Raw genomic sequence first — 23,839 nt, 5'->3', positions numbered from 1 at the left:
TACTAGGAGGAATCAACGATGTATACAGATATTTTGCCGCAAGATGTGCTTAGTCGCATAGAGCAGGGAGAGCCGGTGCGCGTTCTGGATGTGCGCGAGCAGGACGAATGGGAATCCGGCCATATTTCCGGTGCGCTTCATATCCCATTAGGGCAGATCAACCGGGCTCTGAATGAACTGGACCGCGAACAAGAAACGATTGTTGTATGCCGCAGCGGCAACCGGAGTAGCAGGGCTTGCGAATACTTGTCGTCGCTCGGCTGCCGCGTCGTGAATATGACTGGGGGCATGTCCGCCTGGAGCGGGGCATTAGCCTACGCATCAGAAAGAGATTAAGGAGGGCTGGGGAAATGACGATTATTCACGCTAACCGAACTGTACCGTGCGAGGGACTGGCTTGTCCGCTGCCCGTTGTTCGTACCAAGAAGGCAATCGATGAGATGAAGGCAGGCGAAATTGTCGAAGTGCGCGCAACCGATAAGGGCTCCGTCGCCGATTTGAAAGGATGGTCGGATCGTACCGGGCATCAATATATCGGTCTGCGAGAGGAGAACGGCGTCTACCGCCATTTCATTCGAAAAGCCGATGCTTCGGAAGCTAAGCCCGAGCAGAAGTATGAGCACACAATTGGGAATGGGGACCTTGAGGCCAAGCTGGCGGCCGGTGAGAAGCTATCGATCCTCGATGTTCGCGAGCCTGCCGAATTCGCCTTCGGTCACATTCCAGGCGCCTTCTCGATTCCGCTTGGCGATCTTGAGGGCAGGCTTACGGCGCTCAATCCCGAAGAGAGTCTCTACGTGATTTGCCGGACGGGTACGCGAAGCGATCTCGCTTGCTTGCTGCTCGCGGAGCGAGGATTTACGAAGGTTTACAATATTACGCCGGGCATGTCGCAATGGAACGGCCCGATTCAACAAGAATAGGAGGAAGTAACGAAAATGGTTCATTTGGTTGTAGATGCGAAAGGATTAGCGTGCCCAATGCCGATTGTGAAAGCCAAGAAAGGGATCGATACCCTGGAGCCGGGGCAGGTTATGGAGCTGCTCACGACAGATAAAGGCGCATTGAAGGATTTTACAGCTTGGGTCAGGCAAACGAAGCATGAGCTGCTTGAAGCGAAAGAGAATCAAGGCGTCTTCACCTTTCTGGTGAGAAAAGGAGGATGAGCGGCATGACGGAGAACAAGGAGAAGACGACGATCGTTCTGTTCAGCGGTGAACTGGATAAAGCGATTGCCGCTTTCATTATTGCGAACGGTGCGGCCGCGTATGACCATGAGGTGACGATTTTCTTCACTTTCTGGGGCCTCAATACACTGCGCAAGGATGGAAAGCTCCCAGGCATGAAGAAAAGGCTGTTGGAGAAAGCCTTTGGCTGGATGATGCCGCGCGGTCCTGAGAAGCTCGGGCTGTCCAGAATGAATTTTGGCGGCATGGGCCCGAAAATGATCAAGCATGTGATGAAAAAGCACAACGCGTTATCGCTGCCTCAACTGATTGAGCTTGCGCAAGAGCAGGGGGTTCGCTTGGTGGCATGTACGATGACCATGGATCTACTGGGGCTGCAGGAGCAAGAATTGTTGGACGGCATCGAATATGCCGGGGTTGCAGCTTACCTTGGGGACGCTGCGGATGCGAAAGTGAACCTATTTGTCTAGGCTTGGCTTGTCTTCCACCCCGTCATGGGCAATAATATACCTAACCAGGTATGCGAAAGGATGGCTGAAAAATGACGATGATCTACGATGATGATATGAAAAAACGGCTCAAACGAATGGAAGGCCAGATTCGCGGCATTTTGCGCATGATGGAGGAAGAGCAGGATTGCAAGGATGTCGTGAGCCAAATCTCGGCGGTCCGCAGCGCGGCCGACAAGGCGATTGCCACGATTGTTGCCGTCAACTTGGAGAACTGCATTATGGAAGAGCGTGAAGCGGGCGGCGATACGAGCAAGCTGGTGAAGCAAGCGGTCGAACTGCTTGTCAAAAGCCGATAATTAACAGAAAGAGGCAGCCGATGAATGGTCAAATGATTTTCAACCTTGTTGCGCTTGGTTTTATCGCGTGGTTCCTTTATTCTCGCTTTGCCGGGGTAAAAGGTCTCGACAACCTCTCCTCGGCGCAACTGCAGGAGCGGTTAGTGGGCAAGAACGGGGGCGTGCTGATCGATGTACGCGAGCCGAACGAGGTGAAGCAAGGCTATATTCCGGGTGCGGTGAACATTCCGCTTTCCCGGCTCAAGACAAGATATGCCGAAATCCCACAGGATCGGCCGGTGGTGCTATACTGCCGAAGCGGGATGCGCAGCAAGCAGGCGGCCCGGATTTTAAGCAAGCACGGTTATAAACAGTTGTCGCATTTGCGCGGGGGCATTCTGGCCTGGCGCGGTAAAGTCACGCAATAATGGAGAAAAAGTCATTAGCCCAAGGGTGGGTTAATGACTTTTTTGGCGCTATGGTCAGTCGTCAAAGCTGTGGCGGCTCAGTTTGCCCGGGTCCCGCTGGTAATACGCATGCACGAAAAACTCCACAATCCCATAGACGACGGCAATAATAGCCATACTCGTATAGCTCATCGACCAATCGTAGAAATACCGCTGCACCAGCCAGAAGAAAACGAACGTCAGCAGCACATCCGCCAAGACCGCGGCTGCATTGTTCGTCACCCGCATGAAGAGCTGGTCCACCACGACATACGTCATCAGGAGGAAGGTAAACACAGCCCAAAACGCGCTTCCCCACCCGGCATTCGATAAATACACAACCAAGGGAATCAGAATAATCCCGTTAATTACGAGCTTCATGAGCAGTTTTCCCAGCATAATCCCGCCTACTTTCTTTAAGATAACACGTCTTCTCTTAATATGGCTGAAATCGCGCGGGGGTATGCTGGAGACTGCTGTAAGGCCAGAATCTTCTAGTGGTAGTTCAAGGTGATTAGATAGTTGTATTTGCTCGCATGCTTGAGCTCGTCGAGAATGATGCCTCCCACCGTATCCTTGTAAATGCCATAAGGCAGCCCGAACTGAATATTCCGGTATTTCTCGACCGCCCCGAGCTCTCCTTGCAGCGCTCGCTGCAAGCCTTCCTTATACGTGCGGATGTGCTGAAATTGTTCGTCGCTGATGCCATGAACCTCATGGCCGGTGAGATCCCGATACATGCTGCGGTACATCGTGTTATGGCTGCGTTCATCGTTGCGGATGGATGTAATCATGGCTTTCTGCTCCGCTGTAGGCGCCAGCCTGATCAATTCCTCATAAAACAATTCGTCATTTCGTTCGTCCTGCACCGCCGAGGCAATGAGCTGCAAGGATTTCTGGTAATCGGTGTTCCAGACAGGTTGGAACGCAGGGCGGTAAGCATGAGGGTAACGCCAGTACATGGTTGATCCTCCAATCGTTCATTGATATGCTGGTAGAACAGTATATGAGCAAATGCCTACCGTGGTTCCCGATTATCGCTCCGTGCTTCTAGCCGCGGGCGTTCTAGCATATAGATGTAGTATGTACGCTAGATTGATAGGAATGAGGTGCCTATGTTGAAAATGATGCAGATCGTATCCCCTAAAAAATCGAGCAGCCTCGCTTTAGCGATCGGTTGCTGTTTGCTGCTCACGACTGCGTGCGGCAGCAGCAGCGAAACGGCCGCCGTGCCTTCCGCCAGCCCTGCGGGCGCCGGCGGCGTGAGCGTGACGCCGCCGGCGAAACCGGTCACTGCGCCTGCGGAGTCGCCCGCGGCTTCGGCCTCGGCGGCTTATCGCTTCCCGCTCACGGGCTTGCCCGCCGAGCGGGAAGTGACGTCGCGACCTTACATGGTCATGGTCGAAAACGCGCCCCAAGCGCGCCCGCAATCCGGCCTCGACCAAGCCGATATCGTCTATGAAATTCTCGCCGAGGGTGAGATTACGAGATTCGTTTCCGTTTTTCAAAGTCATGAACCGGCGGTGATCGGGCCTGTGCGGAGCATTCGGCCGTATTTTGTGGAGATTGGCGACGCGCTCGACGCGGTCATTGTCCATGCCGGCTGGAGCCAGGATGCGATGGATATGATGGCCGGCCGAAATCTGGCCCATCTTGATGAAGTGTACGGCGACGGCGCTTATTACTGGCGCTCGACGGAGCGCAAAGCGCCGCACAACTTGTACACCTCGGTGGCGAAAATCAAACAAGGCGCAGCCGCGCACAAGTTCCGCACGGATTGGAACGGGCCGCTGGTGACGTTCGCGCCGGATGCGCAGAGCAAGCTCACGGGCGCCGCGGTGAACTACGTGCAGATCCCTTACTTGCTCGGCTACTTCGTCTCGTATGAGTACGATGCCGCTTCTGGTCTGTACAAGCGCAGCATGGAAGGGAAGCCGCATCTGGACAAGGAGACGGGCCAGCAGCTCACGACGACGAACCTGCTCGTGCTGGAGAGCAAGCACCAGGTCGTCGACAAAGAAGGCCGCCGCATCGTCGACGTCTTCGGGCCGAACAAGGGCGTGATCTTTCAGCGGGGCAAGTCCCAGGCGATCACGTGGGAGCGCAAGAACGGCTTGCTGCGGGCCTTCGGCGCGGATGGCAAGGAAGTGCCGCTGCTGCCGGGCAGCACGTGGGTGCAGATCGTGCCGGAGGGCACGGCGCTGAAGATGGAGTAGGATGGACCGGAAGCCGAACAGCCACAGGACAGAGGGCCCTATTTGCGGGGCTGCTCTAATCCTGCGGCTATTTGGCGTGGAGTCTTCCCAATGATGGGATGAGTTCGGGCGGGTTTCACCTCATCTTATCTGCGTCTGCGCTTTACGCTCACGCTCTTGCTGCTGGTGCGCCGGCGGGCTTTGCCGCCTTTGCGTCTGCGGCGCTTGCGGCGCGGCCGATAGACTTCTACATCGTCATCGGAGGCTTTGACGGCGCCCTTGCCGATGCTGCCAAAAAGCGTCTTCACCATCGGCGCCATTTGCTGGAACGTACCGATGAATTTCTGCACCTTGCCCATCGTGCCGATGATGCCGTCGATGCCGCCCATGCGCTCCACGAAGCCGGAGATTTGCTTCATGTTGAGGTTGCTCAGGCCGCCGCCTGCGCCACCACCACCACCGCCGCCGAGCAGGTTGCTCAGAAAGTTGCCCCCACCGCCGCCGGTGCTGCCACCACCGCCGAAGAGACCTCCACCGCCGCCTGAACTGCCACCGCCGAACAGGCCGCCGCCGCCTCCAGCTCCGCCACCGCCGCCGAATAATCCACCGCCGGTTGCCGGAGGTCCGCCAAAAAAGCCGCTGCCGCCTTCAAAACCGCCGCCGCCAAATGGACTGCCTCCGCCTAAGCCCGGGTATTGACCTAAGCTTTGACCCGGGAGGGTGAGACTTCGAGTCTGAACTTCGGGTTGATTGCTACTTCCGCCATTACCAATGATTTGTCTTGGGTTGGTCACGAGGATTCACGATCCTTTTTATCAGATTTTCTCCTACAGGATATGTCACTTGCCTACCTTTGGTATGGACGAATGTCACGGGTGCCCGCGATTTGTTGGGATTTACCTCTTTAACGCATAGAAATTTTAGTGTTTCACAATCCTAAAGGAAGGAATTAACCCGTGCGTGTCGAATGATACACATGAGCTTACTCGTCGTATGAGCTAACATGCATTTTTACCGGGAGTTGACATCAGATGCAATTAAAAAAATTGAATGATAAAGCCATAGACCAGTTGTTTGAAGCCGTGCTGACGCTCAAGGATATTGAGGAGTGTTACGTATTTTTCGACGATTTGTGCACGGTCAATGAAATCCAATCGCTTTCCCAGCGGCTCGAAGTGGCGCGTATGCTGCGCAAGGGCTGTACGTATAATCAGATTGAAGCCGAGACCGGGGCGTCCACTGCGACCATCTCCCGCGTCAAACGCTGCTTGAACTACGGTAACGACGGTTATGTGCTGACCTTGGATCGTTTAGGCCGTTAAAAGTTCATGAGGCGAAAAGCTTGTGATCGAAGAATCCTGTATTACCTTTGGTAATGCGGGATTTTTCCTGTTTTCGGGCAGCTGAATTGACATGCGGGGGCACATTCGATAGCATAGGAACAAGAGACGCAGATCGTACGGACGGAGGGATTTGTGATGCAAAAATATGGCGTGCTGGTCATCAGTCACGGGTCCCGCGACGAGGGCTGGGTGCGGCTTGTGGATGAGGCGGTGGCTGGGGTTAATTTAGACCCCAATATCCCTATCTACGCCTCCTACCTGGAGCTCGTCGAAGGGCGGCTGATCCAGGATGGTATCACCTCGTTGGAGGCGCAAGGCGTGACGGACATCATAGTCGTGCCTTTGTTTGTATCCTCCGGGAGTACCCATATCGATGAAATCTCCTGGGCGCTTGGCGTCATTCCCGAGCCGCAGCTGGAGACGGATTTGGAGCCTTTTGCCATTCAGGCGCGCATTCATTTCACCTCTCCGATCGACGACGATCCCGTCATAGCGGATATTTTATGGGATAAATTAAAAGAGCTCACGGCCGAGCCGAAGAAAGAAATCGTACTGGTCGTGGGGCACGGCAGCAAGGAAGACGGCTTTCATCAGAAGTGGCGCACGGGGCTGGAGCAGCTCGCGGCGCGGGTGCAGCGGTTAGGCGGCTTTGCCGGTGCGGACGTTGCGATGCTTTTGCCGGATGAGCTGCGGGATCGGGTGCAGGCTGTGACGGCAGACAATCCGGATTATGCAGTCATTGTGGCGCCGCTTTTCTTAAGTGAAGGGTATTTCACGCGCACCGTCATTCCGTCAAGGCTGGAAGGCTGTACGTATCGGTACAACGGACAGGCGCTACTGCCGAGTCCGCTAATTTCCCGATGGATCGAGCGGCAGATCGCTGCTGGGATCCAGACGGCATACAGGGGATAGAACGCGAATGGTCAAACGAGCACGATTAATTTATAATCCGACCTCAGGCCGGGAAGAAATGAAGAAAAGACTGCCTGAAATCCTCCAACGCTTGGAGCGGGGCGGTTTTGAAACGTCCGCGCATGCGACGATCGGCGAAGGGGATGCGACACTGGCGGCGGCGGAGGCGGTCAGCCGGGGCTTCGATCTCATCATTGCCGCAGGCGGCGACGGCACACTGTGCGAAGTCGTCAACGGCATGGCGGAACGAGAGGGCAGACCGCCGCTGGGCATTTTGCCGCTGGGGACGACGAACGATTTTGCCCGCGCGCTGGGCATTCCGAAAAACCTCGAATATGCGTGCGACCTCATCATCCAGCAGTACAGCACGCCGATCGATGTCGGTAAAATCAACAACCGCTACTTCATCAACATCGCCGGCGGCGGCTCGATGACCGAGCTGACGTATGAAGTACCGAGCAAGCTCAAAACCATGATTGGCCAATTGGCCTATTATATGAAAGGGCTCGAGAAGCTGCCTAGGCTGAAGCCCATCGAGCTGTACATTAAAACAGGGGACCGCGAGTTGCATGAAGAAGTCATGCTCTTCCTCGTCGGCAACTCCAACTCCGTAGGCGGCTTCGAGAAGCTGGCACCGGAAGCCAACATGACCGACGGCTTGTTCGATGTGCTGATTTTGAAAAAATGCAGCCTCCCCGAGTTCATCCGGATCGTCACCCTCGCGCTGCGCGGGGAGCATCTAAACGACCCGAACCTGATTTATTTTAAAACGAACCATATCGAAATCAACTCGCCAGACTACGTCCAGCTCAACCTCGACGGCGAATTCGGCGGCACCCTGCCGTGCGTCATGACCAACCTGCAGAACCATCTGCAGATCATCGTGGATGAGTCGGGGCAGTCGATCTACAAGAAGAAATTCCTGGATACGTTGACGAACGGATTGCATTTGAAGGGGCATGTGGAGGAGTAGGGGAGCGGGGAATACCGAGAGTTTGGAAGTGTGGGGATCGAAACCGGAAATCAAGAAGCCGGGAGCTTAACAATCCAACACCCAACTACTCGAAATTCCGCCCCTCTCCGCGTGACAGTTTTTTGCGGGAAATGTTAAATTAAAGTGAGGCTATTATGAGTGTAAACAGACGTACCGGCTCAGCGCCGGGTAAAGATGGAGGTCGCTCGCAAGGGCGTCATGCAAGTGGAGGCAAAAAAGTCGGCGGCGCTAAGGCAGCACCTGCCTGGATGGCGGACCTGCCTGTCCGGTTGGGACAACAGGTGGAAGCGGATATCGTGGGCATCTCGCACGAGGGAGAAGGGGTAGGCCGGGCGAACGGTTTTACCCTTTTTGTCGCGGGGGCGCTGCCAGGTGAACGAGCGTTGGTGGAAGTCGCGCATTTGAAAAAGCAGTACGGGCATGCGCGGTTAGTGGAGTTGCTGGAAGTCAGCCCTGACCGTGTACGGCCGGACTGTGGGATTTATGAGCAGTGCGGCGGCTGCCAGCTGCAGCACCTGAGCTATGAGGCGCAGCTTCGCGTGAAGCGGCAGCAGGTCGTGGATAATTTGGAGCGGATTGGGAAGTTGGCGGTGGCTGCTGCGGGTAACAATGAAGGCGCTGCTTCGGAGGAAGGCATTATTGTCCATCCCACAGTTGGGATGTCCGATCCGTGGCGGTACCGCAACAAGGCGCAGGTCCCGTTCGGGGAAGAGCGCGGCGGTCTGATCGGCGGCTTTTATGCGCAGGGCAGCCATGACATCATCGATATGGAGGCCTGCCTGATTCAGCACGAGGCGAACGACGAGGTCGTTGCGCGGGTGAAAGAGATCGGCACGCGTCTGGGGATTCGCGCTTATCGCGAGGAGACCGGGACTGGCCTGCTGCGCCATGTCGTCGTCAAAGTCGGCTTCCGCACGGGCGAAATCATGGTCGTGCTCGTGACCAATGGCGCGGACATTCCCCGCGTCGACGAGTGGGTAGCCGACATCCGCGAGGCGCTGCCTGCGGTGAAAAGCATTTGCCATAACATTAATGTGAAGCAGACGAATGTTATTTTTGGGGATGAGACGCGCACCTTGTGGGGAAGCGACGTCATCTATGACTATATCGGGGATGTGAAATTTGCTATTTCAGCCCGATCGTTCTTTCAAGTCAACCCCGTCCAGACGGAAGTCTTGTACGGGAAAGCTTTGGAGTACGCCGCGCTGACAGGCGATGAAGTGGTTGTCGATGCCTATTGCGGCATCGGGACGATTTCGCTTTTCCTGGCGCAGCGCGCAGGAAAAGTGTATGGCGTCGAGATCGTCGAAGAGGCGATCTCGGATGCACGTAAGAATGCCGCGCTCAACGGCATGTCGAACGTGCACTTTGAGGCAGGACCCGCGGAGGTGGTCCTGCCGGCTTGGACACGTCAGGGCGTCCGGCCTGACGTGATCGTGGTCGACCCGCCGCGCAAAGGGTGCGACCCCGCGCTGCTCGCGACCATCCTTGAGCTGCGCCCTCGGCGGGTCGTGTACGTGTCGTGCAGCGCCGCGACACTGGCGCGCGACCTGCGCGTGCTCGCGGACGGCGGGTACGGCGTCGCGGAGGTGACGCCGGTGGATATGTTTCCGCATACGGTGCATGTGGAGTGCTGTTCACTATTAGTGAGAAAAGATTAAACAAGATGTGACGGTGTCAGAACCCCTTCTAATCTAACTTGAAGGGGTTCTTGTTCTTCGACCAACTTAACTATAGAAGTTGTAAGTATTAGCGTAGATAGATGTTCAATAAAATGGTAATATTTATATATTGCCTTATATGAAAATACCTGCCCCAAAATTTATATAATATAGAGTCGATACAGGAGGACTTGTCGTTGAAAAAGAAGTTACAGGTGTTTGTTTCCTCAACATTCCTAGATTTAAAGGATGAAAGACAGAAAGCTGTTGAAGGTATTCTACGTGCCGGACACATCCCTGCAGGGATGGAACTTTTTACTGCGGCAAGTAAAAGTCAATGGAAAGTAATTGAGGATTGGATAAAAGAGTCTGATATTTTAATGTTGATATTTGGTGGTAAGTACGGAACTGTGGAACCGGAAAGTGGGAAAAGTTATACGCAGTTAGAGTACGAATTTGCATTGAAAAACAATATTCCTGTCTTTGCTTTAGTTTTAAATGATCAGTTTCTTGCCAATAAGAAAAGTGCAGATATAAGTCTTAAAGTATATGAGCATGAGGTCGATAAACCTGAAATTGAGAAATATAAAATGTTTAAAGCACTTGTTGAGTCGAATTTGGTAAGATTCATCGGTAATATCAGTGAAATCTCTACTGAAGTTGTATTATCATTAAATGATTTTATTAGTAAGGATTCTGATGAATATCACTTTAGAGGTTGGATTAGGGGCACAGATGTTGAAGCGAGTTCAGTTAATGGTGGGCAACAAGGCAATAGTAAGTTATTTATGATGGATGAGGAACTCCTGAATAAAGTTATTAATAAGATAGAAGAGGAATCCTTTATAGACATTATTGAAGATATCTCCACTTATTGTTCTTATAACTCTGAAAACACGAAAAAAATCGATGAACTTATATATTTTTCAAAAGAACCGTCCGCAAGATTTTTTAATTCTACAATTCAATCATTATTTGTGAAATTAGTGACTAAGTTAGATGCTTTTACTGATTTTACAGGAATACATTTCTTTCCGAAGAACGATCGTTTGTATTTGTATCCTGAGTTAAACATTGATCTCACTTATGTAGATGAAGAAGGTAGAAAAAGGTACGACAAATACTACTCAGAACTCTCTCGTATTTCCAGGGAGACTATTCAAGAGATTCGGGATTTTATTTACCAATCACGTATTGCACTATATAAATGATTTCTATAATGCCCTTCTGCTGAATACGGGAGGGTATTTATATTTTGATTAATAAGGATGGACGTACAAATGCCATTGACACCTAGTGCTCAAATGTTCAAAAGTAAGTTTTGCCAATGGGCTCAATCGAATCTACCTGAACACAGTACAAGGAAATTTACAAACTCACTAAATAATGTATTGATGAGTCATTTGTTTGAAAGTGATAAAAATGTGCAGATTATAATTAGAAATTTAGTGAATTCAAAAAAATTAGGTTTTAGCTATGAAGGTGAAGAACTATTAATAACTCCTGATAGTAGAAGGGAGAATTTATATATAGGTGTCACAATGCCTTCATGGGATAGGGGACTACGACATATTTGTAGAGATGAACATGTATATGATGTCATCTCATGGTTTTTTCATTTTGCTTCTCAATATGTAGCTAGGAGTCGGATGATAGATGTAATTGCGTCAATTAATCTTGTTTATGGACGAACATGTGATTTTAGAGGGCACAAAATGATCAAGATCCTAGAAGAAAAAAGTACTTGTAAGAATAGCCTTGAATTAGCATTAAAATCTGAGGCAAATCCAATCTATAAGAAAAGGCTTAGTTCAAACGAGAGACAGTTATTTTGCTTGATTGACCAATCAAACTCATTAGACCCATTTGTTCATAGGATACATTTCAATTTTCTAAAGTCGTGTAAGTTACTAAACAGTGAATTTTATGAAGAAGCTATAACTTCTCTAGATAAAACAGTAGACGTGATACACCAATATGCGAGAGAACGTATGAATATTAATGGTACTGATAACCAAAGAGATTTAACTTTGACTGCTTTCGAAATGTCGGGAGAGGAAAAACACCAGTTAGCTAGATTATACGACATAAGAAATTTTTTCGGCGGGCACCCAAGTATGAGTAAATGGTGGGACTTCTCAGAGATCTTTGATGAAGATATTGATCAATTATTTGTTACGGTAAGAAAATTAATTAATAGACTAATAATGCATGAAAATTGCCATAGAGTGGTGGAAAAGAGTCCTGTTCTTTGGTCAACATGGTTTTTGGCTAATGCCATGATTCTATGGGATTCTGTTTGGTTTGAAAGAATACAGAAGAATATAAGGTGATTATTTAGAGTGGGTTTTAATAGGAATAGTGGTTGTGTAATCAATATTCCTAACTTTAACTCTTAGTGATAAGAATCCTAAGAATATGGAGTGAAAAACTATGAAAATGGTGTGGTGTTGGCGTTGTAAATGTAAAATGCCCATGTTAGATGAAGGAGAATATGCTCGGATTCATAAGTTATATGGTGATTGCATGAAAGCAACAAAGGAGTTTAGGCAAGAGCATGGACTACCATTAGAACAGCTATCTATGGATGAGAGATTCAGGCCTGTCGTAAAGGAATACGAAAAAATAACTGGTGTTTCAGGCGTTCATCATAATGCAATTATGCATCATCAAATATCTTTATTTGGCGACCCTTGCCAATATTGTGGCAAGCCATTGAGAACGCCAAACGCAAAGTTGTGTGCTAGCTGTGGTCAGCTTAAGTAGCAGTTGATGACTGAAAAAGAAAGGTAAGTGTCAAATGACCCGATTTAATTGTCCCTGTTGTGGCTATCCCACACTAGAGGAAAGAAGAGGTTGGGAGATTTGTTGTTTATGTAATTGGGAAGATGATGGGCAAGATGATCTCCACGCAGATAAAGTTTGGGGCGGACCAAATCAAGACTATTCACTTACTGAGGCTCGTGAAAACTTCAAAAAACACTACATCATGTATAGAGATAGACAAAGAATCTTAAAACAAACGGATAAAGAAGTTCAAACAAAGAAAAAATTAATTAGTGCATTTGAAAAACTTAGAACCGCAAATAATGAATCTGACCAACAAATATGGCAGGAAATAGACTCCTTCGAAAAGGAACTAGATGATATTGTTCACGAAAGAGTGGAACATTACAGCAACAACATAGAGAAAAATCAAGAGATCATAAACCTGATTAATTCCGATAACCCTGACACAATCGTAAAGGGCTTGCTATCCCTGGCATTAAATGCGGATGATGGAGAGTTTATACAAGAACTGATGGTTCGATACTCTCAGCATAAAAATGAAAATATAAGGGGTATAGCAATTCTTTGCTTTGGTCATATAGCAAGAATACATGGAGCAGTTAATAAGGAATTGATTATTCCACTTATCAATGATGCATTAAATGATGAAAGTTCATTTGTTAGAGGGCATGCTAATTCAGCTTTAGATGATATAAATATGTTTTGTAGGTAAGTAACAAGGCCTCAGAGACTATTCTCTGAGGTTTTTTTGTTATGGGGGTGGGTGCCGATTAAAGCGATATTCATCTCTCCAACATTAATAACCTTTATTATGCCTGTACGAATTTTTCTGAAACATATTGTGCGTACATTAGGACGACCGAAAAGTATAACCTTCCTTATCAAATAAGCACTTCAGTAATAACCTGAAAATATCTAGATACCACCATAAAAAAGGGCAATAACCTTACCTTCGCTTTCTTACGTTTTATTGAAGATGACAACGTAAATGCACAATCGCAACAGAAGCTAAAGGTAAAACGATAGGGAGGGCGGGAAGGTTGTTAGATAAGCATCGCAACTAAACAGGCACTTGTCACGATCATTCTCACTGTAAGGAGCAATTGGCTGTGCACACCAATCAAGTTCCTGTAACACCGTAAATTAACAACAAGATTTTGACTTTACAGGGGGAGATTTGTTGTGTTTGATACAGTTCGCCTAAAGGCTGAGAATATCGTAGTTGAGTCGATTATTCTTGATACGCTAGATGCGAAAGTAACTACTTATCTTGATAAAAATACCGGAGTCATTACGGATGTCTTTACATTTCCATGTGGTCAGATACCATATGTTAAATACAACTCTTCTACTTTTGTGCTTGAAGTAGAATTATCTATTCCAATATTCCTTTTCGGTGAGAATATCAGCCTTCTAACATCGAAGGATGTTGATGCTTTCTTCACGATGCTTTCACATCAACTCCGCAATGAATTAAGAGTTGATATTGACCGTAGCGAATGGAAAGTTAAGAGGATAGACGTTTGTTGGAACTTCAATGTTGGTAGTAAAGTTACGGATTATCTCTCTCAACTATCGCTTATGAAGTATCCGAGAAAAGACACCGTCACTTACAACCAAACCGAAACGGTAATTTGGAGAAACAATAGCAGTAGAATCATGTTTTACGACAAGGAGAAAGAGCGGCGAAGAAAAGACGCACCATCGAGTGCAATTCAGCAAGCAAAAGGAATCTTGAGAATGGAGGTATCCCCCTCCGACCACGAAATAAAAGACTACTCTGTAGACAAGCGAGCATCATATTTGCTTACAAAGGAGTTCTTTGTCTTTATCACAAGAAAAATCAGCCCGTACCTTGTGTTTAGTGATACTCGAGAATTAACCATGGAATGGCTTAAATCACTGAACAGTGTGCAGGTAGCGGAAACGTTAATTGGATTTACCTCACTTGGCAAAGCATTTGGGTATGCAACCATGAAACAGCTATACAGACAGGGAACCTTCAGTAATCGTATGAAGTTACTTGAAAAGAGTCCCCGAACTACTACACTAAGTCCACTTGAAATTAGCTATTCGGCTATAAATTAATCTAGGAGGGGCTACTATGACAGCTATTAGAATCTTTGCAGAAGAAGGTAAGTCCTTCTTAGATTTGTTTCTGCCGTTGATTGATTGTGAAATCGAAAGGGTATTAGAAGAACTTAATCAGAACGAGTATAATGAAGATACTGACACCGATGCATCTTGTGATAAAGGAGAAGGTTTATCATGAGATGTGCAGTATATATTCGTGTTTCAACCGATAAAGAGGAACAGAAGAAAAGCCTCGATAACCAACAATCATTGTTCTTTAAGTTTATTGAGGACAAAGGGTGGGAGTTGTATGGTATTTATCAAGATGTTGAAAGTGGAACTACCGACAAACGACCGAATTTGCAAAGGCTTATAGAGGATGCAAAACAACGGAAGTTTGATGTGATTTTAGCCAAAGAATTATCTCGTTTGGCTCGTAATGGCAAGCTATCTTACGAGATAAAAGATATGGCTGAAAGAAGCGGTACTCACATTATCACCCTCGATAATGCCGTTAACACAATCGAAGGCAACCGCAATATGTTCGGGCTTTATGCATGGATGTACGAGCAAGAGTCACAGAGAACCAGTGAACGAATTAAAGCTGTTCTACGTAATCAGGCTCAAAAAGGAAAGTTTAAGGGTTCTATCCCTCCTTACGGTTATGTTGTACAGGAAGGAAAGCTATACATCAGAAATGATGAAACGCCTGATGTAGTAAGAAGAGTGTATCGGCTTTACTTGGAGGGAAAGGGTTTCGATTCCATCGCCAGGACCTTAACAAAAGAAGGATTTCCTACACCTGCTCAAGTAGCCGACAAAGTTAATGCGGGGCTTTACTGGCAAGGAACGACCATTAAGAAAATCCTAGCTAACCCTCATTACACAGGTGATCTCGTCCTATGCCGAGAAACAACATTAAGCGTTACAAGCAAGGTAAGGGCAGAGGTTGCCAAGAACGCTCAAGTAGTTATCCCTAGTGCTCATGCGCCTATTGTCTCCCGTGAAGATTTTGAAGCTGTGCAGAGACATATGGAAAGCCGTAAGAAGAAACGACCTAAATGCAAAAAGCATCTATTTACTAATGTTGCTTACTGTGCAGATTGTGGTCAAAGCCTTTGGTACCTGAAGAATCGAAAAGGTTACGTGTGTGGAACTCATCTGAAACATGGCAAACATGTATGCGGACAGCACACCATAAAGGAAGAGGCTCTAAAGTCTATCATCCTTGAAGATATCCGTACATGGACGGAGGCCTTGAATCAGAAGGACGTGTTGGAGCGGGTTGAGGCAAAGGCGACAAAATCAAGGAAACAGCTTACTAAGCAATTAGAAGTAGTAGATAAACAGCTTCAGAAGCTAAACGATGAGCGAAAGGCAATAATCAGACTCTTAGCATCGGATAAAATTACTGAGGCTGAATACAAGGATGTTACTGCTGAAATTAACAGTAGCATCGAACAACTTCAATTGAAGAAGTCTACATTATCTAACGTGGCGCAGACTAAAGGATTGGACGTTATGGTCGCTCGGATGAAGGAAGAACTGCAAAGGTTCATGAAATTAAAGGACCTTACTTCCGATATGCTTCATAGGTTGGTGGAAAGAATCGAAGTTACAGCAGATGGGATACCGCAAATCCGTTACAGATTTGCCCCTCCCTCTGCTTTTCTTTAAGCCATTAATTCAGTGACCGACACTCAAGTCATGTGGAGTGCGTAGTACTTCTCAAAGCCTAACAGAAAAAGAGTGTCTATTTACTATAGACACTCTTTTTTTCTATTCCCACTACAAATTCCTACCAAATAAGACAAAAGACATGGTACAATTCGACTATATCCATATAAAGGAGAGTCCATATGTACACCTACCTAACACTCCTAGCCGCGATGTTCATCCTTACAATCCTTCTAAAATCCCCGAAATTCAAAGGCCTTATCGGCGAAAAGTTCGTGTCGTATAGATTAAACAAATTAGATAACTCAAAATACTTCATCTTAAACGACATTACAATCCCATCCGTTAAAGGTAAGACCACACAGATTGACCACATCGTCATTTCAGAATATGGTGTCTTCGTCATTGAGACGAAGAACTATAACGGCTGGATTCTGGGCGACGAACGTTCAGAATATTGGACTCAGGTTATCTATAAAAGGAAAGAAAAGCTGTATAATCCAATTAGGCAGAACTACGGGCACATTCAAGCATTGAAGGCGCTATCGCCTGATTTTGAACAGATTCCATTCATTTCGATTATTTCTTTTAGCTTAAAGGCTGATTTAAAGGTGAATGTCACCTCAGAGGTTATTTATTCGAAATACTTAATTAAAACGATTGAGAAGTATAATGAATCCGTTATTCCACAAGAGGATGTGCAGAAATTGCTTCAAACATTTCAGTCAGCCAGCTTACAGGATAAGAAGGTGAAAAAGGAACACGTTAAGGCTATTCAGCAAGAAATGGTTGACAAATCTAATACGATTGCAAAAGATGAGTGCCCGAAGTGTGGAGGTACCCTTGTAGAACGTAGAGGCAAGTACGGCCCATTTAAAGGATGCGGAAATTATCCGAAATGTAGATTTATCCATAAGCATGCATGAGTGCAGCTGTCATTAATATCTAAAAAGAATAAGGTGAATTTATTTGAAAACATTGACGCTCCCAAATGAACTTAGTCACATATTTTCTCATAAGCAAAAGTCCTACAAAATGGTCCTCATCCTTGCACTCCTTACAGAAATGCAGGTTACGGGGCAGAGAGAAGCTTCTCTGCAACACATAAAGCAACGCTTCTTATCGCTTCTCCAGGAAAGAGAGTCGAACGGCCTTTTGGTTGATCAGCCCCCGGAGAAAGCGGGGACGAGCTGGGGAAGTATGAGCATAGCCAATATTCAATCCGTGATCTCCACGCCAATTTCTGCGCTTTCGACTATTTTGGAGCAAACGAGAGATACGATTGGATTTAAAAAAGATCTTTACGATTCTTGGCCACAGGATGTTTTAACCGAGCTCTACGATTATGCTCAAACTGAACTTGAGTCCTATTATCAGCAGCAGAGCCAGAATTCTTTTTCACTGAAGGAAGCTCTATCGGATGTATTATCTACATATCTAACGGCGAAGAGAGAGCCTCTTGCTGGACACCGCCTAGGGAACTTAATGCGCCAAGTCATTCCAGCGGAGCTAAAGAAGCTTCCGTTCATTCACGCTGATCTTAAAATTCAGGGATCCATAGGTCAAGGCAATTGGGCGACGATCCCGTGGATCGCTATCATGGATAAGCGACTGACAGAGACTACCCGCCAGGGGGAGTATCTGGTGTATCTTTTCGCTGAAGATATGAAGTCGCTTTATCTTACATTCATGCAAGGCGTTACGATTCCCGTTGAAACTAAAGGAAGACCCGCTGCTTATCAATACTTCAAAGAGAAGGTCCGAGAAATCCGTGAACTACTACCATTAGAAGGCATGACAAAGGACGATAACATATACTTAACCTCAGGTGGGCTCGGCCAAGATTATCAGGTATCGACAGTCGCTTATTACCGATACGATGTGGATCATCTTCCAGATGACGAACAACTGATTGCCGATCTAAGAAATGCTGTAACGAATTACAACGAGTATGTAAATCATGTCCTTTATATCAGAGACGAACGTCAGGAGTCGGTTGTTGATCAGAATGACGATCAGGAAGAAGAATGGGAGGAGCAACCTCTTGTGGACCCATTAACGGTAAGTGAACGAGTAGCGAAGATTAAAAACTTCATCGCCGACAAAGGCTTTATGTACCCGGATCACTGGATCGAGAATTTTTATCTTTCCCTAAAAGCGAAGCCTTTCGTTATCCTTGCGGGGGTATCTGGGACGGGAAAAACAAAGCTTGTGAAGCTTTTTGCAGAGGCGGTAGGGGCCACGGCACAGAATGGTCAGTTTACACTCATTCCAGTCAGACCTGATTGGAGCGATCCCTCGGATCTGCTGGGGTACAAAGACTTATCCGGTGCTTTCCGACCTGGAAAATTAACAGAAGTGCTAGTGGAGGCGTCCAAGCCCCGCAATCAGCATCGGCCCTATTTTATCTGTTTGGATGAGATGAACTTAGCTAGGGTGGAGCATTATTTCAGTGACTTCCTAAGCGTTCTTGAGACGCAAGAGTGGCGGGATAGCCGAATCGTGACGACACCTCTCATTCATCAAGACTCTCTACAAAATGAGGCAGATAAGCAGGTATTCGGGAATCTATATTTCCCGGATAATGTGTATATCGTTGGCACAGTCAATATGGACGAGACGACACACCCTTTTAGTAAAAAGGTGCTGGACCGCGCGAACACAATTGAATTTAACTATATTCATTTAGGTCAGTATCCGAGTAATGACGAGGTGGGAACGACCGAGGATGCAGTTTATCCGCCTAATTCGCTTCTGCGGAGTGATTACCTGCAATTAGTTGACGTGTATCGGGATTACAAGCTACTAACCGAAGAGACAACGGAGTTATTAGTCAAAATCAACGGCATACTCGAACAGATTCATTCTCATGTAGGGTTCCGAATTCGGGATGCCGTGTGTTTCTATATGATTTACAATGAACGGTTCAGTCTACTAGGCAAAGATGCAGCATTTGATATGCAGCTGCTTCAAAAGATCCTGCCGCGCATTCAAGGCAGCAATCTCTCTGTAAAGACAGCTTTGCTGCAACTAATGCAGATTACACTCAACCGGAATATACCGTTAGCCGAGTACAGAGAAGATGCTTCCAAGCTCTATACATCACAAGAGTTTATAACTTCTGCCAAATATCCGCAAAGCGCTAGGAAAATTGCCTTCATGTTACGGAGGTTAGAGGAAGATGGCTTCACCTCATACTGGCTCTCTTAATCAGAGCAGGGAACTGCTGAGAGTAGAGACGAATCTATTTAATCTATATTTGCAAGGGAAGCCATTCCATCCCACCGTTGAAACGTTGAGTCTGCATCGGAGTGAGAATGAGGAGTGGGTGAATGCTCATTTTCATATAGATCCACTGATAGATTCGCTAGAGATCGAGGCTATCTCCATTTATTCTCACGCTTCCAGGGAGATGGTGTCGTGGAGTGCTGGTGACGCGGCGACACCAACGTTTTATGAGACTCAGGGGTATGAGCTGGTTGTTGAAAAGAAAGCAGACATCCCCTTAACCTTTTACCATGAGAATCTTCATGTAAGGCAGGCTGTAAAACCGCTAGGGAAAATGATTTTATCGGGTGTTCTCAATTTTCAAAATGAAGTCGGATTCACAGAGCTCGAGCTCCGACTAGGTGGAGAGGCAATCTTTCGGCTACAGTTGGAGATTTTTCCTTCGAAAATCGATTACAAGAACGACTATCAAATGATTCTTCATGATGTGAATGAGCAGATCTATAATTTGTCTTTTGACTTTTTGCGGAAGACGTACAATTTAACGGGGTTAAAAGAAACGAATCACCAGAGCTTGACGGAGTATTTTACGATATTGCAGCATGTATTTGTACAGCTTACGCAAGCTGTTGAGCGAATTCAGCTAGCTCCCCATTCTAAGCTACAGAGTGAGAATCGTCTAGTTGACGCATCGCGCGTGAAGAAGGCTGGCAAAGAGAACATTGCTTTTCTAAGCAAGCGTCCTCAATTGTTAGCGAAGGATGCTTCACGTGGCATCATAGAAGTGAATGGTCAGCGATATACGCCAACCCATCTCTTGGAGACAAAGCGGCATGTTCATTACGATACGGCTGAGAACCGCTTTGTGAAGTGGGTTTTGGTCCGAGTAGGGCAAAAGCTGAAGGACGTTAAAGCACGCGTATTGCAGAAAGGTCGCGTTGAAGACCCTGAACTGACTAGGAAGATTAACCTGATGATGAATCAGGTTCAGCGGTTGTTGCAGCATGATTTCCTGAACGTTGGGGAGATGCGGCAGTTTACGATTTCATTAGTCTTGCAGATGGCTTCGGGTTACCGCGAGGTGTATCGCTATTACTTAATGTTGTTAAAAGGTCTTTCCATTCAAAACGATCTCTTCCGTTTATCGATGAAGGATTTGGCGCAGCTCTACGAGTACTGGTGCTTTTTAAAAATTCATCATCTCCTAAGTAAGAAGTATGAGCTGCTCAAACAAGATATTATTTCTGTGAATCGAAGCGGGTTATTTGTGACATTGGATAAATCCCAATCAGCGAAGATGGTGTATCGGAACTCGAAGAATGGGGAGATTTTCACCTTATTTTATAATGCGCTGCCTAAAGGAGATTCGAGCCCAACGCTAGCGCAAAGGCCGGATAATGTTCTAACACTGAAGAAGAATGATGCCGCGGCTGAGTATAAGTATGTTTTTGATGCTAAGTATCGGATTAATTCAGGCTATGAGGGCACGCCCTATTACGAAAAGTATCGTATGCCGGGGCCAGAGGAAGATGACATTAATACGATGCATCGGTATCGGGATGCAATTGTTTTTACTGAGGGGAAAGGCCGGGAATACGAGCGTAGTATGTTTGGTGCATACGTGCTGTTTCCTTACCATGATGAGGAGCGGTTCAAGCAGCATAAGTTTTATCGCAGTGTGGAGCTCATTAATATTGGTGCGTTTCCGTTCTTGCCGAACTCAACAAGCCTTATGGAGAAGTTCTTGGATGACATTATCATGGATAGTCCAGAAAAGGCCTATGAGCGATCGACGCAGCCGCGTGGAACAAAAGAGTATTATAAGGACAAAATGTCTGGGAAAAATGTTTTGGTTGGGGCGTTAAGTAAAGCAGATCAACTGGATGCTGCGTTGAAGTTTGGTTTTTATCACACCCCGTTGCGGAATATTACGGACCATAAAGTGCTTACTCAGCTTGAGTTTGTGGCGTTATACCAGTCTATTCGTCTGTTTGGTGCGGAGAGCGCCGGGATCAGCTGGTACGGGAGGATTAGAGACTGGAAGGTTGTTCCACGCTCAGCGATTAAGGAAATCCCGTCTAGCCGGGGGGCTTCGGATGAGCTTTATGTAAGGTTTGATGTGGAGTCTTGGGTGAAAAGGACAGAACCGATTACGCCAGCGGGGCACGGGATTTATCGGATTTTGTATACGACTGATTACATGTTTAATCGGGCGAAGGAAGTGTCAGAGCTTCGTCTTGAGACGGAAGAAGAGTTAAGAGAGTGGCGCGAGAAGCGGCGTGTTGGAAAGGTTCGTGTGGCTTTAGATCGGGAGCACGTGGATCTGGGGAGTGCGGTTGTGGGGATTGAGGTTGAGTAGGGGGAACTCTTTAAGTATGAATAGTGAATTAGGCCAACTGATGAATCAGACGTTACTGTATCCTTTCGTATTCGTTGCAGCAGTGATTGTAATCTTCTCATTCCTGGGAGCTATTATTTATTATCAATTTTTGGCTAAATGGGTACCGGAAAAACTTGCATCCTTCGTGTGGTTTATTGGCGCAGCTTTCATTTTATTTAAGTGTGTAGATAACTTCGATAAAGTAAAAGACATCACCAAAAACTGGACAACGACAGGCTTCGTAATAGGGTTTATAGCTTTGATTGTCATGTTTGGTATCATTATGGGTTTAATGCCATCTAAGAGAACGAGCGGTATGAAGAAAACTAAGAAAAATTCTAGTCGTCCAAGTAAAAAGCAACCGCTGCGATCAGTACAAGAAAAATCGGATCAAGCAATCCTAGAAAGTTCGTTTAGTCGGTTATCGGGGGCCGAGTTCGAGCGTTTGCTAGCGCTGTACTTTCGTGATCAAGGATATACGGTTCATGAAGTTGGTGTAGGAGGAAAGGATGGCGGAGTGGACCTTGTTATCATTGACCAACGTGGAGAGAAAACCGCTGTACAAGCCAAATGCTATGCAGATCGTAACCATGTAGGTGTTGGAATTGTACGGGAATTAGTTGGGGCAAAGAGAAATCATGACTGCATCCTATCGCTACTAATTACTACATCAGATTTAACAGAACCAGCTAAAAAAGAGGCAGATAAGTTTAAAGTTGATTACTGGCATGGGGCTATATTGGAACAGAAGCTAAAGGCATGGGGGAAATGGACGCCAACCAAACAAAGCACGAAAACAAGAGCAGTGGAGCAATCCGCTCGTGATGTGATACGGAGGTCACAGGCTGAAGCATCTGCCTCTAATGAGATGATTTGTTCATGTGGTGCTCCAATGGTTATTAGGAAAAGTAAAGAGGGGAAGCAATTTAGGGGTTGTTCAACATTTCCAAAATGTAGACATACGACGTCGATATAATTGAGCTTTAGCACTCATGAAAATCTCAAACTATTATACTAGGAGATTCAAAGTGATAACTTACAAAAGAAGAGTGAGGAAAGCTGCGTGAAGTCATAGTTGAATGACAAGGAGCGATTACTGATGACGGTAGTCGCTCTTTTTACTTTCCATTCAAAATATCCCTCGTTATCTTATGTATAAGCTTAATCTCATCATTTGTCCTATCCTGAAGAAATTGTGTATGAACTTCTAATGACTCTTGTTTATCAACATCATTCGATGCGATATCAATCTCACTAAATTTAAAGAAAGTCCCAAGATCAGTTTCCAGTGCAGTTATAATCTTTTCCAATGAGTCAAGAGAGATGTTCCGGGCGCCTCTTTCGACATCCCCAATATATGAATTCTTCAATTGTGCCAATTCCCCGAGCTTCTCTTGGGAGAGTCCCCTTTGTTTTCGTATCATTCTGATTTGTTTGCCAATCAAATTCCGTAAGTTGCCCAAGCTAACCACCTCATTAATAGAGTAGGTTTTAATTCATGTAGCTAACAGACCAATATTAGTGTAGAATGTACATAATTACACTTATAAGTTTATTTTTGTGATAATCACATTTCTTAGGGTTAACACAAATGAAAGAATTTAAACGTTAGTGACTGTAGTTATCAAACACTCGGAGGTACCCCCATGCAACCCAACCAAACCCAACTCGAAACAACGCTCCAAGAGGAAGCGACGCTAACCCAGAGAATCCGCCTCTGCCGAGATTTCATCGACATCTTGCTAGAATACGTCTCCCATAACGCAGATCAGATTCATATCCTCACCGCGGAGGATATTCTGACTTCGGTACACACGATCGCCCAAGACCTCGATACGGAGCTGCTCCATGTTAGGCTGGAAAAGGGCATTCTCGAGAACAAGCTAAGAAGCCAACAGTCTCAGGTGGTGTCAATAGGTACTTCGTAATGAGTAGCGCCATTTGGTTAATCCAACTGTTCCCGCGCGGAGATATCAACACTTGTGCAATGTCTACTACAAATGTCCGGTTTGATCAACTGAATGAGAAGAAGCAGCTGTAGTCTGGGTTGTCCATTTGGTGTAAGAGGCGCCAGCAAAGGCTGGTTGGTGATTTGAATAGGAATTTCCACTTAAAAGCCCGAGAATTCGGGCTTTTTTATTTTCCATGTATTGACAACAGTATGTA

At 46.7% G+C, this 23,839-nt stretch carries 27 protein-coding genes; 23 read left to right on the top strand and 4 right to left on the bottom strand.

Annotation, left to right across the window (positions count from 1 at the left end):
• Window positions 1-18: 18 nt before the first annotated feature.
• From ABE504_RS22875 to ABE504_RS22850, 6 genes are all read left to right on the top strand, one after another.
• Window positions 19-336, top strand: a complete 318-nt coding sequence (locus ABE504_RS22875; protein ID WP_430093077.1) for a rhodanese-like domain-containing protein — start codon at window positions 19-21, stop codon at window positions 334-336.
• A 14-nt stretch (window positions 337-350) separates the two neighbouring features.
• Window positions 351-923 (top strand): sulfurtransferase TusA family protein, encoded by a 573-nt coding sequence (locus tag ABE504_RS22870; RefSeq protein WP_430093075.1) that lies wholly within the window; start codon window positions 351-353, stop codon window positions 921-923.
• 15 nt (window positions 924-938) lie between these two features.
• On the top strand, window positions 939-1,166 hold the full coding sequence (locus ABE504_RS22865) for a sulfurtransferase TusA family protein (RefSeq protein WP_430093073.1): 228 nt from the start codon (window positions 939-941) through the stop codon (window positions 1,164-1,166).
• A 5-nt stretch (window positions 1,167-1,171) separates the two neighbouring features.
• The gene (locus ABE504_RS22860) at window positions 1,172-1,657 is read left to right on the top strand and encodes a DsrE/DsrF/DrsH-like family protein (RefSeq protein ID WP_430093070.1); all 486 of its coding nucleotides are present in this window, start codon (window positions 1,172-1,174) and stop codon (window positions 1,655-1,657) included.
• 71 nt (window positions 1,658-1,728) lie between these two features.
• Entirely contained in the window at window positions 1,729-1,995 is a 267-nt protein-coding gene (locus ABE504_RS22855; protein ID WP_430082288.1) for a metal-sensitive transcriptional regulator, read from the top strand.
• A gap of 20 nt (window positions 1,996-2,015) precedes the next feature.
• Window positions 2,016-2,402: a rhodanese-like domain-containing protein gene (locus ABE504_RS22850; protein WP_430093067.1), complete on the top strand. Its 387-nt coding sequence runs from the start codon at window positions 2,016-2,018 to the stop codon at window positions 2,400-2,402.
• 54 nt (window positions 2,403-2,456) lie between these two features.
• Here the strand turns inward: ABE504_RS22850 and ABE504_RS22845 are convergent, their stop codons facing one another.
• Both ABE504_RS22845 and ABE504_RS22840 read right to left on the bottom strand, forming a co-directional pair.
• Window positions 2,457-2,801 (bottom strand): DUF2512 family protein, encoded by a 345-nt coding sequence (locus tag ABE504_RS22845; protein ID WP_430093064.1) that lies wholly within the window; start codon window positions 2,799-2,801, stop codon window positions 2,457-2,459.
• A 113-nt stretch (window positions 2,802-2,914) separates the two neighbouring features.
• A complete protein-coding gene (locus ABE504_RS22840; protein ID WP_430093062.1) occupies window positions 2,915-3,382 on the bottom strand; it encodes a ferritin-like domain-containing protein in 468 nt (155 codons plus the stop codon).
• Between the two features lie 153 nt (window positions 3,383-3,535).
• Here ABE504_RS22840 and ABE504_RS22835 point away from each other — a divergent pair, with 153 nt between their 5' ends.
• Window positions 3,536-4,636 carry a DUF3048 domain-containing protein gene (locus ABE504_RS22835; RefSeq protein ID WP_430093058.1) on the top strand — a complete coding sequence of 367 codons (1,101 nt, stop codon included), beginning with the start codon at window positions 3,536-3,538 and terminating at the stop codon, window positions 4,634-4,636.
• A gap of 125 nt (window positions 4,637-4,761) precedes the next feature.
• Here the strand turns inward: ABE504_RS22835 and ABE504_RS22830 are convergent, their stop codons facing one another.
• Complete coding sequence (locus ABE504_RS22830) at window positions 4,762-5,409, bottom strand: aminotransferase (RefSeq protein WP_430093055.1); 648 nt, start codon at window positions 5,407-5,409, stop codon at window positions 4,762-4,764.
• Window positions 5,410-5,646: 237 nt separating this feature from the next.
• On the opposite strand from ABE504_RS22830, the gene ABE504_RS22825 reads away from it, so the two are divergent.
• The 15 genes from ABE504_RS22825 to ABE504_RS22755 all read left to right on the top strand — a co-directional run bounded on the left by ABE504_RS22825 (window position 5,647) and on the right by ABE504_RS22755 (window position 22,649).
• Window positions 5,647-5,937 (top strand): YerC/YecD family TrpR-related protein, encoded by a 291-nt coding sequence (locus tag ABE504_RS22825; RefSeq protein WP_029198698.1) that lies wholly within the window; start codon window positions 5,647-5,649, stop codon window positions 5,935-5,937.
• A 156-nt stretch (window positions 5,938-6,093) separates the two neighbouring features.
• Window positions 6,094-6,870, top strand: a complete 777-nt coding sequence (locus ABE504_RS22820) for a sirohydrochlorin chelatase (RefSeq protein WP_430093052.1) — start codon at window positions 6,094-6,096, stop codon at window positions 6,868-6,870.
• A 7-nt stretch (window positions 6,871-6,877) separates the two neighbouring features.
• On the top strand, window positions 6,878-7,843 hold the full coding sequence (locus ABE504_RS22815) for a diacylglycerol kinase (protein WP_430093050.1): 966 nt from the start codon (window positions 6,878-6,880) through the stop codon (window positions 7,841-7,843).
• A gap of 155 nt (window positions 7,844-7,998) precedes the next feature.
• On the top strand, window positions 7,999-9,525 hold the full coding sequence (rlmD, locus tag ABE504_RS22810; protein ID WP_430093048.1) for a 23S rRNA (uracil(1939)-C(5))-methyltransferase RlmD: 1,527 nt from the start codon (window positions 7,999-8,001) through the stop codon (window positions 9,523-9,525).
• A 197-nt stretch (window positions 9,526-9,722) separates the two neighbouring features.
• Entirely contained in the window at window positions 9,723-10,736 is a 1,014-nt protein-coding gene (locus ABE504_RS22805) for a DUF4062 domain-containing protein (RefSeq protein WP_430093045.1), read from the top strand.
• 69 nt (window positions 10,737-10,805) lie between these two features.
• Window positions 10,806-11,858: a hypothetical protein gene (locus tag ABE504_RS22800; protein ID WP_430093044.1), complete on the top strand. Its 1,053-nt coding sequence runs from the start codon at window positions 10,806-10,808 to the stop codon at window positions 11,856-11,858.
• A 100-nt stretch (window positions 11,859-11,958) separates the two neighbouring features.
• On the top strand, window positions 11,959-12,291 hold the full coding sequence (locus ABE504_RS22795; protein WP_430093042.1) for a hypothetical protein: 333 nt from the start codon (window positions 11,959-11,961) through the stop codon (window positions 12,289-12,291).
• 34 nt (window positions 12,292-12,325) lie between these two features.
• Window positions 12,326-13,027: a CPCC family cysteine-rich protein gene (locus tag ABE504_RS22790; protein WP_430093039.1), complete on the top strand. Its 702-nt coding sequence runs from the start codon at window positions 12,326-12,328 to the stop codon at window positions 13,025-13,027.
• Window positions 13,028-13,497: 470 nt separating this feature from the next.
• Window positions 13,498-14,403: a phage/plasmid replication domain-containing protein gene (locus tag ABE504_RS22785; protein WP_430093035.1), complete on the top strand. Its 906-nt coding sequence runs from the start codon at window positions 13,498-13,500 to the stop codon at window positions 14,401-14,403.
• A gap of 16 nt (window positions 14,404-14,419) precedes the next feature.
• Window positions 14,420-14,587 carry a hypothetical protein gene (locus ABE504_RS22780; RefSeq protein WP_430093034.1) on the top strand — a complete coding sequence of 56 codons (168 nt, stop codon included), beginning with the start codon at window positions 14,420-14,422 and terminating at the stop codon, window positions 14,585-14,587.
• Complete coding sequence (locus ABE504_RS22775) at window positions 14,584-16,065, top strand: recombinase family protein (protein WP_430093032.1); 1,482 nt, start codon at window positions 14,584-14,586, stop codon at window positions 16,063-16,065. The genes ABE504_RS22780 and ABE504_RS22775 overlap by 4 nt, the downstream gene beginning before the upstream one ends.
• Window positions 16,066-16,247: 182 nt before the next feature.
• Window positions 16,248-16,991: an NERD domain-containing protein gene (locus ABE504_RS22770; protein WP_430093030.1), complete on the top strand. Its 744-nt coding sequence runs from the start codon at window positions 16,248-16,250 to the stop codon at window positions 16,989-16,991.
• Between the two features lie 43 nt (window positions 16,992-17,034).
• Window positions 17,035-19,275 carry an MrcB family domain-containing protein gene (locus ABE504_RS22765; RefSeq protein ID WP_430093028.1) on the top strand — a complete coding sequence of 747 codons (2,241 nt, stop codon included), beginning with the start codon at window positions 17,035-17,037 and terminating at the stop codon, window positions 19,273-19,275.
• Entirely contained in the window at window positions 19,247-21,652 is a 2,406-nt protein-coding gene (locus ABE504_RS22760) for a DUF2357 domain-containing protein (RefSeq protein WP_430093027.1), read from the top strand. The genes ABE504_RS22765 and ABE504_RS22760 overlap by 29 nt, the downstream gene beginning before the upstream one ends.
• 16 nt (window positions 21,653-21,668) lie before the next feature.
• On the top strand, window positions 21,669-22,649 hold the full coding sequence (locus ABE504_RS22755) for a restriction endonuclease (protein ID WP_430093024.1): 981 nt from the start codon (window positions 21,669-21,671) through the stop codon (window positions 22,647-22,649).
• A gap of 142 nt (window positions 22,650-22,791) precedes the next feature.
• On the opposite strand, the gene ABE504_RS22750 is transcribed toward ABE504_RS22755, so the two are convergent.
• Window positions 22,792-23,136 (bottom strand): helix-turn-helix domain-containing protein, encoded by a 345-nt coding sequence (locus ABE504_RS22750; RefSeq protein ID WP_430093021.1) that lies wholly within the window; start codon window positions 23,134-23,136, stop codon window positions 22,792-22,794.
• Between the two features lie 183 nt (window positions 23,137-23,319).
• Between ABE504_RS22750 and ABE504_RS22745 the strand changes: the two genes are divergently transcribed.
• The gene (locus tag ABE504_RS22745) at window positions 23,320-23,601 is read left to right on the top strand and encodes a hypothetical protein (RefSeq protein ID WP_430093018.1); all 282 of its coding nucleotides are present in this window, start codon (window positions 23,320-23,322) and stop codon (window positions 23,599-23,601) included.
• Window positions 23,602-23,839: the final 238 nt, after the last annotated feature.

The organism is Paenibacillus oryzisoli (assembly GCF_050467285.1).
Lineage (GTDB): Bacteria > Bacillota > Bacilli > Paenibacillales > NBRC-103111 > Paenibacillus_E > Paenibacillus_E oryzisoli_A.
Note: the sequence above shows the minus strand (reverse complement) of the source record. Positions and strands in the feature narration are given on the sequence as shown.

Coding starts and splice junctions, on each gene's coding strand:
- ABE504_RS22875 (WP_430093077.1), top strand. CDS start 19: ATGTATACAGATATTTTGCCGCAAGATGTGCTTAGTCGCATAGAGCAG.
- ABE504_RS22760 (WP_430093027.1), top strand. CDS start 19,247: ATGGCTTCACCTCATACTGGCTCTCTTAATCAGAGCAGGGAACTGCTG.
- rlmD (WP_430093048.1), top strand. CDS start 7,999: ATGAGTGTAAACAGACGTACCGGCTCAGCGCCGGGTAAAGATGGAGGT.
- ABE504_RS22815 (WP_430093050.1), top strand. CDS start 6,878: ATGGTCAAACGAGCACGATTAATTTATAATCCGACCTCAGGCCGGGAA.
- ABE504_RS22820 (WP_430093052.1), top strand. CDS start 6,094: ATGCAAAAATATGGCGTGCTGGTCATCAGTCACGGGTCCCGCGACGAG.
- ABE504_RS22840 (WP_430093062.1), bottom strand. CDS start 3,382: ATGTACTGGCGTTACCCTCATGCTTACCGCCCTGCGTTCCAACCTGTC.
- ABE504_RS22865 (WP_430093073.1), top strand. CDS start 939: ATGGTTCATTTGGTTGTAGATGCGAAAGGATTAGCGTGCCCAATGCCG.
- ABE504_RS22790 (WP_430093039.1), top strand. CDS start 12,326: ATGACCCGATTTAATTGTCCCTGTTGTGGCTATCCCACACTAGAGGAA.
- ABE504_RS22755 (WP_430093024.1), top strand. CDS start 21,669: ATGAATAGTGAATTAGGCCAACTGATGAATCAGACGTTACTGTATCCT.
- ABE504_RS22870 (WP_430093075.1), top strand. CDS start 351: ATGACGATTATTCACGCTAACCGAACTGTACCGTGCGAGGGACTGGCT.
- ABE504_RS22835 (WP_430093058.1), top strand. CDS start 3,536: ATGTTGAAAATGATGCAGATCGTATCCCCTAAAAAATCGAGCAGCCTC.
- ABE504_RS22800 (WP_430093044.1), top strand. CDS start 10,806: ATGCCATTGACACCTAGTGCTCAAATGTTCAAAAGTAAGTTTTGCCAA.
- ABE504_RS22795 (WP_430093042.1), top strand. CDS start 11,959: ATGAAAATGGTGTGGTGTTGGCGTTGTAAATGTAAAATGCCCATGTTA.
- ABE504_RS22860 (WP_430093070.1), top strand. CDS start 1,172: ATGACGGAGAACAAGGAGAAGACGACGATCGTTCTGTTCAGCGGTGAA.
- ABE504_RS22745 (WP_430093018.1), top strand. CDS start 23,320: ATGCAACCCAACCAAACCCAACTCGAAACAACGCTCCAAGAGGAAGCG.
- ABE504_RS22850 (WP_430093067.1), top strand. CDS start 2,016: ATGAATGGTCAAATGATTTTCAACCTTGTTGCGCTTGGTTTTATCGCG.
- ABE504_RS22855 (WP_430082288.1), top strand. CDS start 1,729: ATGACGATGATCTACGATGATGATATGAAAAAACGGCTCAAACGAATG.
- ABE504_RS22780 (WP_430093034.1), top strand. CDS start 14,420: ATGACAGCTATTAGAATCTTTGCAGAAGAAGGTAAGTCCTTCTTAGAT.
- ABE504_RS22825 (WP_029198698.1), top strand. CDS start 5,647: ATGCAATTAAAAAAATTGAATGATAAAGCCATAGACCAGTTGTTTGAA.
- ABE504_RS22845 (WP_430093064.1), bottom strand. CDS start 2,801: ATGAAGCTCGTAATTAACGGGATTATTCTGATTCCCTTGGTTGTGTAT.
- ABE504_RS22770 (WP_430093030.1), top strand. CDS start 16,248: ATGTACACCTACCTAACACTCCTAGCCGCGATGTTCATCCTTACAATC.
- ABE504_RS22775 (WP_430093032.1), top strand. CDS start 14,584: ATGAGATGTGCAGTATATATTCGTGTTTCAACCGATAAAGAGGAACAG.